8 protein-coding genes, 3 pseudogenes and 1 riboswitch are annotated in these 12,321 nt (G+C 60.2%); of the genes and pseudogenes, 10 read left to right on the top strand and 1 reads right to left on the bottom strand.

Going from position 1 to position 12,321, the window contains the following annotated elements:
• Positions 1 to 135: 135 nt before the first annotated feature.
• The 8 genes and pseudogenes from AC0L7S_RS14725 (at position 136) to AC0L7S_RS14690 (ending at position 9,991) form a co-directional block, all read left to right on the top strand.
• On the top strand, positions 136 to 1,335 hold the full coding sequence (locus AC0L7S_RS14725) for a winged helix-turn-helix domain-containing protein (protein ID WP_473471725.1): 1,200 nt from the start codon (positions 136 to 138) through the stop codon (positions 1,333 to 1,335).
• A 28-nt stretch (positions 1,336 to 1,363) separates the two neighbouring features.
• Positions 1,364 to 1,569: riboswitch (cobalamin riboswitch) on the top strand.
• A gap of 37 nt (positions 1,570 to 1,606) precedes the next feature.
• Positions 1,607 to 2,035 carry a DUF1636 family protein gene (locus AC0L7S_RS14720; RefSeq protein WP_473471724.1) on the top strand — a complete coding sequence of 143 codons (429 nt, stop codon included), beginning with the start codon at positions 1,607 to 1,609 and terminating at the stop codon, positions 2,033 to 2,035.
• Positions 2,036 to 2,037: 2 nt separating this feature from the next.
• A complete protein-coding gene (cobW, locus tag AC0L7S_RS14715; RefSeq protein ID WP_473471723.1) occupies positions 2,038 to 3,075 on the top strand; it encodes a cobalamin biosynthesis protein CobW in 1,038 nt (345 codons plus the stop codon).
• A gap of 46 nt (positions 3,076 to 3,121) precedes the next feature.
• A pseudogene (gene cobN / locus AC0L7S_RS14710) lies at positions 3,122 to 6,470 on the top strand (cobaltochelatase subunit CobN).
• Positions 6,467 to 7,840, top strand: a complete 1,374-nt coding sequence (gene cobG, locus AC0L7S_RS14705) for a precorrin-3B synthase (RefSeq protein ID WP_473471722.1) — start codon at positions 6,467 to 6,469, stop codon at positions 7,838 to 7,840. Before cobN ends, cobG begins: the two are co-directional and overlap by 4 nt.
• Entirely contained in the window at positions 7,837 to 8,469 is a 633-nt protein-coding gene (locus tag AC0L7S_RS14700; RefSeq protein WP_473471721.1) for a precorrin-8X methylmutase, read from the top strand. The genes cobG and AC0L7S_RS14700 overlap by 4 nt, the downstream gene beginning before the upstream one ends.
• Before the next feature lie 8 nt (positions 8,470 to 8,477).
• Complete coding sequence (locus tag AC0L7S_RS14695; protein WP_473474311.1) at positions 8,478 to 9,230, top strand: precorrin-2 C(20)-methyltransferase; 753 nt, start codon at positions 8,478 to 8,480, stop codon at positions 9,228 to 9,230.
• Positions 9,227 to 9,991, top strand: coding sequence for a precorrin-3B C(17)-methyltransferase (locus tag AC0L7S_RS14690; RefSeq protein ID WP_473471720.1), 765 nt, complete (start codon positions 9,227 to 9,229; stop codon positions 9,989 to 9,991). The genes AC0L7S_RS14695 and AC0L7S_RS14690 overlap by 4 nt, the downstream gene beginning before the upstream one ends.
• On the opposite strand, the gene AC0L7S_RS14685 is transcribed toward AC0L7S_RS14690, so the two are convergent.
• Positions 9,955 to 10,722 (bottom strand): cobalt-precorrin-6A reductase, encoded by a 768-nt coding sequence (locus AC0L7S_RS14685; RefSeq protein WP_473471719.1) that lies wholly within the window; start codon positions 10,720 to 10,722, stop codon positions 9,955 to 9,957. The two genes, AC0L7S_RS14690 and AC0L7S_RS14685, sit on opposite strands and share 37 nt — an antisense overlap.
• A 1-nt stretch (position 10,723) precedes the next feature.
• On the opposite strand from AC0L7S_RS14685, the pseudogene cbiE reads away from it, so the two are divergent.
• Positions 10,724 to 11,961: pseudogene (cbiE, locus tag AC0L7S_RS14680) on the top strand (precorrin-6y C5,15-methyltransferase (decarboxylating) subunit CbiE).
• Positions 11,940 to 12,230 (top strand): annotated as a pseudogene (locus tag AC0L7S_RS14675) (cobalamin biosynthesis protein); the annotation flags it as partial. The pseudogenes cbiE and AC0L7S_RS14675, both read left to right, overlap by 22 nt.
• Positions 12,231 to 12,321 lie beyond the last annotated feature (91 nt).

Here is a 12,321-nt window from a genome sequence, read left to right as displayed (position 1 = left end):
GGAGCAGTCTGTGCTCTTTTGTTTTCCTTCGTTTTACACTCCACTTTTTCTCCTGACATAGATTGCCACCTTCCCTGCTAGGATAGGCATAGACAGGCGTTCCCCTGGCTTGGCAACAATCATGAGAAGGCACGAATGAACGACACAATCTCGGTCAACCAAGCCCGCCGCATTACGCTGGCCGCACAAGGCTTCGCAAAATCACGGCCCGCTGGCATCATCAATCGCGGGCATCTGGCAAGAACACTTTCGCGCACCGGTCTCCTGCAAATCGATTCTGTCAGCGCCGTCGTGCGTGCGCATTATATGCCGCTCTATTCTCGCGCCGGCCCCTATCAACTGGCTATGCTCGACAATGCCGCCACCTCGCGAAAGCGCCTTTTGTTCGAATACTGGGCGCATGAGGCTTCCTTGTTGCCCGTCGAATTTTATCCGCTGATGCGTTGGCGCATGCGCCGAGCCGAAAACGGCGAGGAAATGTACCGCGGACTGGCAAAATTCGGGCGGGAGCGTGCCGACTATATAAAGACTATCTATCAGGCGGTGGTTGAACGTGGCCCGATTGCCGCCTCGGACCTTGAAGGCCAGAAGGGAACCGGTGGCTGGTGGGGGTGGAGCGAGGCCAAGCATGCGTTCGAATGGCTGTTTTGGGCTGGTCACATCACCACCGCTTACCGGCGTGGTTTCGAGCGTTTCTACGATTTGCCCGAGCGCGTGCTACCGCCTGCCATACTTGAAATGCCAACGCCCTCTCCAACTGATTCCCATCGTCAATTGCTGCGCATTTCGGCCCGCGCCCATGGCATCGCAACGGCAAACTGCCTGCGTGATTATTTCCGGCTTTCGCCTGCCGACATCAAGGGGCGCATCGAAGAATTGGTTGAGGAAGGCGACCTGATACCTGTTCGCATCAAAGGATGGGAAAAGCAGACGTATATCCACAAGGACGCGCGGTTGCCGCGCAAGATCGAGGCCCGTGCTCTGCTCGCCCCCTTCGATCCGCTGGTTTTTGAGCGCAAGCGCACCGAAAACCTGTTCGGGTTCCGCTATCGCATCGAAATTTATACGCCGGCCGACAAGCGCCAGTACGGATATTATGTGCTGCCCTTTCTGTTGGGTGACAGGATCGTCGCCCGCGTCGACCTCAAGGCCGACCGCCCCGCGTGCATCCTGCGCGTTCACGCAGCCTATGGCGAACCCGGCGCACCAGACAATACGGCGCGGGAACTGTTCGCGGAGCTAAAATCAATGCAGCTCTGGCTTGGCCTCGAGCGAATTGAAATCACGCCAGCGGGCAATCTTGGTGCGTCGCTTGCAGACATTGCAACGTCGTAGCCCCCGTTGACACAGCCACCCTCTCAAGCCTAAATCCGCAACAGACGGTCTCCTCTCCCAACAGAGAGGAGCTAAGAGGGAATGCGGTGCAGGATCGTAAGATCTTTAGTCCGCAGCTGTCCCCGCAACTGTAAGCGACGAGCCAGGCCGAACACCACTGGGGAAGTTCCCGGGAAGGCGGCAACAAGGCGACGACCCGCGAGCCAGGAGACCTGCCGTTTGAACAGAAATTCCGACCGTCTGGCGGGTGCCCCAGACAAGGAGCGTGGTTTTGCGTCAAGATGGCAGTTTTCCGGCCAAAACAGTCAACAATGATCCCGGGGACACGGATGCTCCGGCGCTCGTAACTGTCATCGTCTGTGCATCTTGCCGCGACGAAAGCGGTTGCGACAACCATCCGCGTGCCGGCACCCTGTTGGCAGACGATACGCGCCGCGCCGCAAAAGACGAAAACGTCCGCGTCCATACCGTCGAATGTCTTGGCAATTGCAAGCGCCGCCTCAGCGCGGCACTCCTGCGTGATGGTGCCTGGAGCTACGTATTCGGCGATCTGACTGCAACCAGCGGCGACGATCTTGTCGCCGGAGCCAGGCTTTTCGCAAACTCGACAAACGGTCTCATTCCGTGGCGTGGCCGCCCCGACGCCCTGAAACGCGGCCTTGTCGCGCGCATCCCTCCCCTCGAAATCCTGAAGGATTGACCATGACCGCCACCGCCTCGCGTGTGCCATGCACAGTAGTCACCGGCTTTCTCGGTGCCGGCAAGACAACGCTGATCCGTCATTTGCTGGAACAGGCCAGCGGCAAGCGGCTGGCCCTCATCGTCAATGAGTTCGGCGACATTGGCGTCGATGGCGAAATCCTGCGCGGTTGCGGCATCGACACCTGCCCCGAAGAGAATATCGTCGAACTGGCTAATGGCTGCATCTGCTGCACGGTTGCCGATGATTTCGTACCGGCCCTCGACCAGATTTTGTCTCGCACTCCAAAAGTCGATCATATTCTGATCGAAACCTCCGGGCTGGCACTTCCCAAGCCGCTGGTGCAGGCATTCCAGTGGCCAACGGTCAAAAACCGCATCACGGTAGACGGCGTCATCGCCGTCGTTGATGGCGCAGCCCTTGCCGAAGGGCGGGTCGCTTTTGACATGGACGCGCTTGCCAGCCAGCGCGCCAAGGACGAATCGCTCGACCATGACGATCCGATTGAAGAAGTATTCGAAGATCAGGTGGCCTGCGCCGACCTCGTTATCCTGACAAAGGGCGACTTGATGGATGAAGCGGGCATTGCGCGCGCCAATGCACTCATCGGCGAGCATATTGCACCAGCCGTCAAGATTGTCGCGACTGTACAAGGTAACGTCGATCCGTCAGTCCTGCTCGGCCTTGGCCTGGCTGTTGAAGACGACATTCACAACCGCAAATCCCATCACGACAACGAGGCCGAGCATGAACATGACGACTTCGACACTTTCGTTGTCGACATCGCCGCCATTGCCGATCCCACCGAACTGACAAAACGCGTCACAGCCGCTGCCGAGAAAGAAAACGTGCTGCGCGTGAAAGGCTTCGTCGAAGTCGACGGCAAGCCGATGCGGCTTCTGGTTCAAGCCGTTGGCGCGCGCGTCAACCATTACTACGATCGGGCATGGACACCTGACGAGGACCGCCGCTCCAATCTTGTCGTCATCGGGTTGAAGGGCATCAATCGGCCTTCAATCGAAAAAATCCTGATCGGGTAAGTTTCGGTGAAGAACGGGCGCATCAACGGATGAAGCAGGCCAGACCATGCACATCCTGACCACCACTTCCGCCTCGCTCGATGATCTCATCGAGCCGGTAGATCTGCGCCAATCCCCGGCGGATGTGGTAGCACTGTCCTTTACCGACAGTGATCTGGCTGGCCTTGCCACCGCATGGCGCCAGGATGCGCAAAACCTGCCCACCATGCGGCTTGCAGCTTTGCGCAATCTTCGCCATCCCATGTCCGTCGATCTTTGGATCGACACTGTCGCCCGGCATGCGAAAGTTATTCTCGTGCGTATTCTCGGCGGCTATGAATGGTGGCGCTACGGTTGCGACCAACTCGCTTCAATCGCGCGTGAAAAAGGCATCAAGCTGGCATTGCTGCCCGGCGAGTGCCGCGATGAAGATTTGCGGCTTGTCGAAGCATCGACCCTGCCCCGCGACGAACTCGACCGTTTGCTTGACTATTTCCGCGAAGGCGGCCCGGCCAACATGAAAGCGTTGGTTGGCCGCCTTGCCCGGCTCTCCGGCACGGAAGCCATTGAGACCGAGGTCGTTGAAATCCCCAAAGCCGGTTACTACGAACCGGGAAAAGGCCTCGTCAGCCAACCAGATTTTGACCAGAGCGCACCTGTCGTTCCCATCCTGTTCTACCGGTCTATGATGCTGGCCGCCGATGTTGCGCCAATTGACGCGCTAACCGCTGAATTGAGGCGCGACGGCATCAATGCGGTTCCCATCTTCGTGTCCAGCCTCAAGGAACCCACGTCACTGGCTTTCGTCGAAACCGCCCTTGCAACATTGAACCCTGCCGCCATCATCACGGCCACGGCTTTTGCTTCTGGAGCCGAACCCGGCACCGAAACCTTGTTCGACCGCGCAAATGTACCCGTTTTTCAGGTGATCATTGCAACGACGCGCCGCGACGCGTGGGAGAAAAACCAGCGCGGACTGGTCCCCGCCGACCTCGCCATGCATGTCGTCTTGCCCGAACTCGATGGCCGCATTCTAGCCGGTGCCATCTCGTTCAAGGCCGAGAACGAAGCCGACGCAGCACTTGCCTTCAATGCATTCACCAATCGCACTGAGCCGAACCGTATCACTCAGGTGGCAAAGCGCATTGCCGCCTTCATCCGCTTGCAGCGCACAGCACATGCAGAGCGGCGTATTGTCATCCTGATTCCCGATTACCCAAGTGCGCCCGGACGCACCGGCTATGCTGTCGGCCTCGACGTTCCCTCAAGCGTCATAGCCATGCTGCATGACCTGAAGGAAAGCGGCTATGCAATTGATGGGATTCCGCAATCGCCGCGCACGTTGCTTGACCAGATCGAACATGGCAATGATGGACTGACGCTTGAAGCCTACAATGCGCACGCCAGACATTTGCCATCCCAAGCACGCCTTGCGGTCGAGGCCACATGGGGAACGGCGGAAAACGAACTGGCGCAGTCCGGCGAGGACGAATTCAACTTCCGCGCCGCACGTTTCGGCAATGTCACCATCGCTCTAGCGCCTGATCGTGGGCGCATCGCGGAACGCCGCACCGACTATCATGACCCGACGCGGCCGCCCCGCCATGCGCTCATTGCATTCGGCTTCTGGTTACAAAAATCGCTTGACGTTCATGCGATCATTCATGTCGGTGCGCATGGCACGCTGGAATGGCTACCCGGCAAGACGGTGGCACTCAGCGCCGGGTGTTTTCCGAAATCGTCACCGGCTCGCTGCCGGTGATCTATCCGTTTATCGTTTCCAATCCGGGCGAGGCAGCACAGGCCAAGCGGCGCATAGCCGCCGTCACGCTCGGCCATCTCCCCCGCCCCTGACAGGAGCCGGACTGGACGAACACCAGCAGCGGCTCGAACAACTGGTTGACGAATATGCGCAAGCCGACGGTCTTGACCGCCGCCGCCGCGACCGACTTGCCAAACTGATCGTTGAAACGGCAACCCGAACCGGCCTTGCCACCGAAGCAGGCGTCGCAACCTCGGACGCGCCCGACGAGGCATTGCGCCTTATCGACGCCTGGCTTTGCGATCTCAAGGATTTCACCATCAAGGATGGCTTGCATATCTATGGACGCTGTGGCGAAGCCGAAACGGACGCACTTCGTCTGCAAAGTGCCGCAACGGAAAAGGCGACCCTCCTGACCGCGCTCGATGGCCGCCACATTGCCGCCGGTCCTTCCGGCGCGCCTTCGCGTGGGCGCGCAGATGTCTTGCCGACCGGGCGCAACCTGTTCACCGCGGATCCGCGCACCATGCCCACGCACACCGCCTTCGACCTCGGCAAGGCAGCAAGCGATGAGGTGGTGTTGAGCTATCTCCAGTCGCATGGAGAATGGCCACGCTCGCTGGTGATCGACCTGTGGGGCTCTGCCTCGCTGCGAACTGGAGGCGAAGAGATCGCACAAGGCTTGGCACTTATGGGCTGCCGCCCATTATGGGACGTTGCGACGGGCCGTGTGACCGGCATAGAAGTGTTGCCGCCCGCAACCATCGCTCGTCCGCGCATCGACGTCACATGGCGTATATCGGGCCTGTTTCGCGACATGTTCCCCACGCAAATCGCCCTCATCGACGCCGCCACCAGAGCCGTGGCGATGCGTGACGAAGACGATTCGGAAAATCCGCTGGCAGCAAGCGCCCGCACCGACGGCAATATCGGCCCGCGCATTTTCGGCTCGTCGCCCGGCACCTATGGCGCTGGCCTGGAAGATTTGCTGGCCAGCGGCGACTGGCAAAGCCGCGAAGAACTGGGGCGCGCCTATCTCGCCACTGCATCGCACATCTATGGCGGGGCCGAGGGCGAAGGCGTTGCCGCGCCGGGTGCCTTTGCCGATCGTATCGCCGATGCCGATCTTCTCGTCCACACTGGCGATGATCCGGGCCGCGACATATTGGAGGGTTCAGCCGATGTTGCCTTCATCGGCGGCTTTTCGGCGGCACTGGCAACACTTGGTGGAAATGCCGATGTGGTTGTCCTGGACACGACCGATCCAATGCGGCCAAAACCGCGCTCCATCATTGATGCGGTATCGCGTGTCGTGCGCGCTCGAGCGACCAATCCACGCTTCATTCAGGGCCAGATGCGCCACGGCCCGCGCGGCGCTTCCGAATTCGCCGAAACGGTCGACCGCCTTGTCGGCTTTGCTGAAACCACCCATGCCATCCCCGGAAATCTGATCGAAGCCGTGCATGATGCCTATCTAGGCGACACTTCGGTTCGGGCATTCATTTTGCGCGAGAACCCGAAAGCCGCGAAATTCATCGCCGAAAGGTTCCTCTCGGCTCGCCGTCGCGATCTCTGGCACCCGCTGCGCAATTCCATAGACGACGACCTCGCCGCTCTCATTGCCGAAGCGCAATCGCAAGGGGTCGCGGCATGAGTATTGTTTCCCGGCGCGGCACCTGTCCCGCCCTTTCTGCGCCAATGCTGACCGGTGACGGCCTTCTGGTCCGGCTTAGTCCGGTTGCTGGAGACATTTCGCCCAATGCCTTGATCGGTTTGGCTCGCTCCGCGCGCCAGCATGGCAATGGCATCATGGAAGTGACCGCGCGCGGCAGCCTGCAAATACGCGGGTTGAGCGAACACAGCGCGCGCCATTTGGCGGCATATGTCGATGCCCTCGGCATTGCCGTGCGCACTGGCGTGCCCGTCGAAACCGGCCCTCTGGCCGGGCTGGACCCGCACGAAGTCGCCAACCCCCTACCATTGGCGATCAAAATCCGCGCCGCCATAAATTCCTTGGGTATCACCGAGAGACTTGGCCCAAAAGTCTCCATCATTGTCGATGGTGGCGGGCAAATCACCATGGACAGCGTGATTGCAGACATTCGCCTTGTCGCAACATGCCATGAGAACAAAGTAAAATGGCAACTGGCCATTGCTGGCAATGCTTCAACTGCCATGCCTCTTGGCGTCGTGTCCGAGGAAGATGCACCCGTCACGGTCATCTCGATACTCAAATCCATCGCGGAACTTGGACGCGAGGGACGGGCAACCGAGATACCCCGCACGAAACTGCCGAATTCTCTGCTTGAAGGGGACAAGCCCGGAAGCAAAGAACCGGCGCGCGAAACACATCAATTCGTCCAGCAACACACATCGGACCCAATGCCTGCATCAAGCGGGCTTCTACCTCTCGCCAACGGCGTTTATGCCCTCGCTATAGCCCTGCCATTCGGCTCCATGCCAGCCGAGACGATCATCAATCTCACTGAGCAGGCAATCACTCTTGGGGTCACTGATATCCGCCCCGCCCTGCATCGTTGTCTGCTGTTCACGTGTTTGAGCACTGAAGCTGGCCAAAGCCTGCGCCGGATCGCGACCGAAATGGGCTTCATCACCGAAGCCGCCGATCCACGTAACCACATCGCGGCCTGTCCGGGAACGCCTGCCTGTGCATCCGGGCATATCGAAACCCGCGCCATTGCGCAGGAGATCTCGATCGCGTCTGGCGATTTCCTCGATGGATCGTTCACGCTCCACGTTTCGGGTTGCGCCAAAGGGTGCGCCCATCCCGGTACAGCAACGCTGACAATCATCGGAACCGAGCGCGGGTGCGGTCTTGTCGTCAATGGCACCGCAAGGGACATGCCCGAACCCGCGCCACGACGCCGGGATATGTTCCCCGGCTTTGGCAACATCGTCGAATTGGTTCGCACCTCGCGCCACACATCCGAGACAACAGCCGCTTGTCTGGCGCGGCTGGGCACCACCACAATCAACGCTGCTTTTCAACGGGAACGAGCATGAGCGCATATGACTACATTCATGATGGCACCGCGATCTATGAACGCTCATTTGCTATCATTCGCGCCGAGGCCAATCTCACGCGCTTTTCACCAGTCGAAGCCGATGTCGCCATTCGTATGATCCATGCCTGCGGACAGGTCGAGGCAGCCAAAAATTTCGTCTTTTCCGATGATTTCGTCAGTTCGGCGCGTTCGGCGCTGAATGCGGGCGCACCCATCTTCTGCGATGCCGAAATGGTGGCGCAAGGCGTCACGCGCGCCCGCTTGTCCGCCGGCAACGACGTCATTTGCACGCTACGCGATCCACGCACGGCATCGCGCGCGCTGGAAATTGGCAATACCCGCTCCGCTGCTGCAATCGACCTTTGGGGCGAGCGCATGGCGGGTGCCGTGGTCGCCATCGGCAATGCGCCGACAGCGCTCTTCTATCTTCTGGAAAAACTGCGCGATGGCGCTCCCAAACCTGCTGCCATCATCGGAATGCCGGTCGGCTTCGTTGGTGCTGCGGAATCCAAGGAGGCGCTGGCAGAACAATCCTACGGCGTCCCCTATGCCATTGTGCGCGGCAGACTGGGGGGCAGCGCCATGACAGCCGCCGCCCTCAACGCATTGGCGAGGCCGGGGCTGTGACAGACAAGATGCAAGGCAGGCTGATCGGTGTCGGCACCGGACCCGGCGATCCCGAACTGATGACTCTGAAGGCAGTGCGGGCGCTGGCGCAGGCAGACGTGGTTGCCCATTTTGCCAAACGCAACGGGAATGGCAATGCACGCACCATCGTCGATGGGCACATGAAACCCGGTGTCATCGAACTGCCGATGCACTACCCCGTCACCACCGAGATCGACAAGGATCATGACGACTACAAGGCGCAGATCCTCGCCTTCTATGAACAGTCGGCTGAAACTGTTGCGCAACATCTGCTCGCGGGGCGTACCGTTGCCGTGCTATCCGAAGGCGATCCGCTTTTTTACGGCTCCTACATGCACCTCCATGTCAGGCTTGCCCATCGCTTTCCCACCGAGGTCATTCCCGGCGTTACCGCAATGTCCGGCTGCTGGTCGGCAACCAGCCAACCCATCGTACAAGGCGACGATGTCCTGAGTGTGCTTCCCGGCACGATGAGCGAATTCGAGCTGACGCGCCGTCTTGCCGATACCGACGCCGCCGTCATCATGAAAGTCGGGCGCAACCTGCCAAAGATAAGGCGCGCACTGAAAACGGCGGGCAAGCTGGACAAGGCCGTCTATGTCGAGCGCGGCACCATGACCAATGGCTCATCGATACGGCTCATGGAAAAAGCCGACGATCAGGCACCCTATTTCAGCATCGTATTGGTGGCCGGTTGGGTGAACCGACCGGGCGAACTCGCATCGGGACTAGTTCTATGACTGGCCGGCTCACCGTCATCGGGCTTGGTCCCGGCAACACCGATCAAATAACGCCGGAGGCGTGCCGCGCCGTCACTGATGCCAGTTTCTTCTTCGGCTACAAGCCCTATCTCGACCGGCTTGATCTGCGGCACGACCAGGCACGCGTAGCGTCCGACAACCGCGAGGAGCTTTCCCGCGCCAATGAAGCGTTGCAGAAAGCTTCGGCGGGCCACAATGTTGCCGTCATATCGGGCGGCGATCCGGGCGTTTTCGCCATGGCTGCGGCCATTTGCGAGGCAATCGAAACAGGCCCGGCCGCGTGGAACGACATAGATATCGCTGTTGTTCCGGGCATCACCGCCATGCTCGCCGTCGCCGCCCGCATCGGCGCACCACTTGGCCATGATTTCTGTGCCATTTCGCTGTCCGACAATCTAAAGCCGTGGGATCTTATCGAATTGCGCCTGCTGGCAGCGGCAGGTGCCGGCTTTGTCATCGCTCTCTACAATCCGATCAGCAAGGCTCGCCCCTGGCAGCTTGGACGGGCTTTCGAATGTCTCACCGCAATCTTGCCCGGTACCACGCCCGTCATCTTCGGGCGCGCCGCCGGACGCCCGGATGAACACATCAATGTCAGCCTGCTTGCCGAGGCTGCACCCGAAATGGCCGACATGGCAACCTGCATCATCATCGGTTCGCCCGAAACCCGCATCATCAGGCGCGGCGACAAACCGGCGCTGGTCTACACGCCGCGCTCCGCCACAAGGCCAAGCCGATGATCGACCAATTCCACAAGCCTTTCGACACTTGCGGCGCAAACAACGTCCGGCAATTGCGGGCGGCGGATCATCACGACTTCGATTCCAAGTGCATTGGCGGCAGCGATCTTGCCATATGTTGCCGCACCGCCACTGTTCTTGGACACGATCACATCAATGCCGTGCTCGATCAGCAACGCCCGCTCATCTGCTTCCGCGAACGGACCACGCGCCAGAATATAGTGCGCATCCGGCACGTTGAGCCGCGGCTTGACCGGATCGACGCTGCGCACGAGATAATGGTGCTGCGGTGCCGCTTCAAAAGCTCCGACCTCTTGGCGGCCAAGTGCCAGAAAAACGCGGCGCGGGACCGTACCCAGCGCCACAACTGCGGCGGTGACATCCTCGGCAATCGTCCATCTGTCGCCATCAACCACGCACCATCCGGGACGGCGAAGCGCCAATATCGGCACATCCGCAGTCATCGCCGCGATGGCCGCATTGGCAGAAATTTGCGCGGCATAGGGATGCGTCGCGTCAATCAGCAGATCGACCCTGTGTTGTTTCAAATAAGTCGCCAGCCCGTCGGCACCACCAAAACCGCCGGTTCGCGTTGGCACGTTCTGCGCGACCGGATTTTCGGTGCGCCCCGCCAGAGACAAGACAAGCTCGACATTGGCGCGCATAGCCAATCTGGCAGCCAGTTGCCGCGCTTCGCTCGTTCCTCCGAGGATCAAAATGCGGTGGGTCATCATGCCTGCTGAAAACAATACACACGCCGCTGACGCTGCATGGCTGACAGTCGTCGGCATCGGCGAAGATGGTTTAGCGGGTCTGGGCGACAACGCCAAGCAGGCAATCGCCCGCGCCGACTTCGTCTTTGGCGGCAAGCGCCATCTTGAACTAGCCGCCTCTCTCATCAGCGGTAAGCCTCAACCCTGGCCGGTTCCATTCGACGCCAAGATGACCGATGTGCTGGCTCTTGCCCGCCGCAAGGTCTGCGTGCTTGCTTCGGGCGATCCGTTTATGCACGGCATCGGCGTCACTCTCGCGCGATATGTGCTCCCGGCAGACATGCATGTCATCCCCGCACCTTCGGCCTTCTCGCTTGCCGCCGCTCGCCTCGCCTGGCCGCTGCAAGACATTGAAACCGTTTCTCTTCATGCTCACCCGCTCGACCTGATCCGGCCGCTGCTTCACCCCTGCGCCCGCATCATCGCGCTGACATCCGATGGCGATGCACCAGCGGCAATTGCCCGCCTGCTTGTCGAACTCGGCTTTGGTCCCAGTCGCCTGACGTTGCTCGAAGCGCTTGGTGGGCCCAACGAGGCAGCGCGGACATGCCGTGCCGATGCCTTCAATTTCGAAAACATCAATCCTCTGAATGTTCTGGCGCTGGAAATTGAATCAACCCCGCAGGCGCGCATCCTTCCGCTTGCCGCAGGGCTTTCAGACGACCTGTTTGAACATGATGGCCAGATCACCAAACGCGAGGTTCGCGCTCTCACGCTTTCAGCCTTGGCCCCCGGCGCGGCGAACTCTTGTGGGACATTGGTGCCGGCTCCGGTTCCATTGGCATCGAATGGATGCTGGCCGATCCGTCGATGCGCACCATCGCCATCGAAGCGAATAGCGAGCGCGCCGCCCGTATCGGGCGCAACGCAGATGCTTTCGGCGTGCCCGGCTTGACAATTATCGAGGGCGAAGCCCCCCAGGCACTGGCGGGACTGGAAACACCAAGCGCCATTTTCATCGGCGGTGGCGGTACCGATTACGGCGTGTTCGACGCTGCCATCAAAGCCTTGCCCATTGGCGGACGCCTCGTTGCCAATGCTGTCACGCTTGAGATGGAGGCAATGCTGCTTGCCCGCCACGCATCGCTCGGCGGTGAATTGACCCGCATCGCTATTGCCCGCGCTGGCTCCATCGGCGCGATGCAGGGTTGGCGTCCGGCAATGCCGATCACGCAATGGAATTGGATGAAATCATGATGGTAGCAGGCATCGGCTGCCGCAGCGGCGTCAGCACTGAGCAAATCATTGCCGCTGTTGAAACGGCCCTTCAAGTTCACAGCCTTTCCCGCGCATCCCTTTCGGGTTTGGCCACCGCCAAATTCAAGACTGACGAAAATGCCATTTTCGCGGCCGGTCAGGAATTTCAACTTCCTGTTTTTCTGGTGGATGCCGCAGCCCTTCAAATGGTTTCGCTGCGCGGCCTGACCCGCTCCGCATATTCCATGGCAGTGTCCGGCACACCGTCGGTATCTGAAACGGCTGCACTGGCAGCAGCCGGCCAGCATGCCCATTTGCTCGGCCCCGCACAGTTCTTGGGCCTGTCACTTGCGCAATTGC

This window comes from Mesorhizobium sp. G2-6-1 (assembly GCF_055809095.1).
The sequence above is the reverse complement of the archived record's forward strand: the minus strand, read 5'-3'. Positions and strand labels throughout refer to the sequence as shown.

Bases quoted from the DNA above. Each gene is read 5' to 3' on its own strand.
- AC0L7S_RS14725 (WP_473471725.1), top strand. From the start codon at position 136: ATGAACGACACAATCTCGGTCAACCAAGCCCGCCGCATTACGCTGGCC.
- cobG (WP_473471722.1), top strand. From the start codon at position 6,467: ATGAGTATTGTTTCCCGGCGCGGCACCTGTCCCGCCCTTTCTGCGCCA.
- cobW (WP_473471723.1), top strand. From the start codon at position 2,038: ATGACCGCCACCGCCTCGCGTGTGCCATGCACAGTAGTCACCGGCTTT.
- AC0L7S_RS14690 (WP_473471720.1), top strand. From the start codon at position 9,227: ATGACTGGCCGGCTCACCGTCATCGGGCTTGGTCCCGGCAACACCGAT.
- AC0L7S_RS14695 (WP_473474311.1), top strand. From the start codon at position 8,478: ATGCAAGGCAGGCTGATCGGTGTCGGCACCGGACCCGGCGATCCCGAA.
- AC0L7S_RS14685 (WP_473471719.1), bottom strand. From the start codon at position 10,722: ATGACCCACCGCATTTTGATCCTCGGAGGAACGAGCGAAGCGCGGCAA.
- AC0L7S_RS14700 (WP_473471721.1), top strand. From the start codon at position 7,837: ATGAGCGCATATGACTACATTCATGATGGCACCGCGATCTATGAACGC.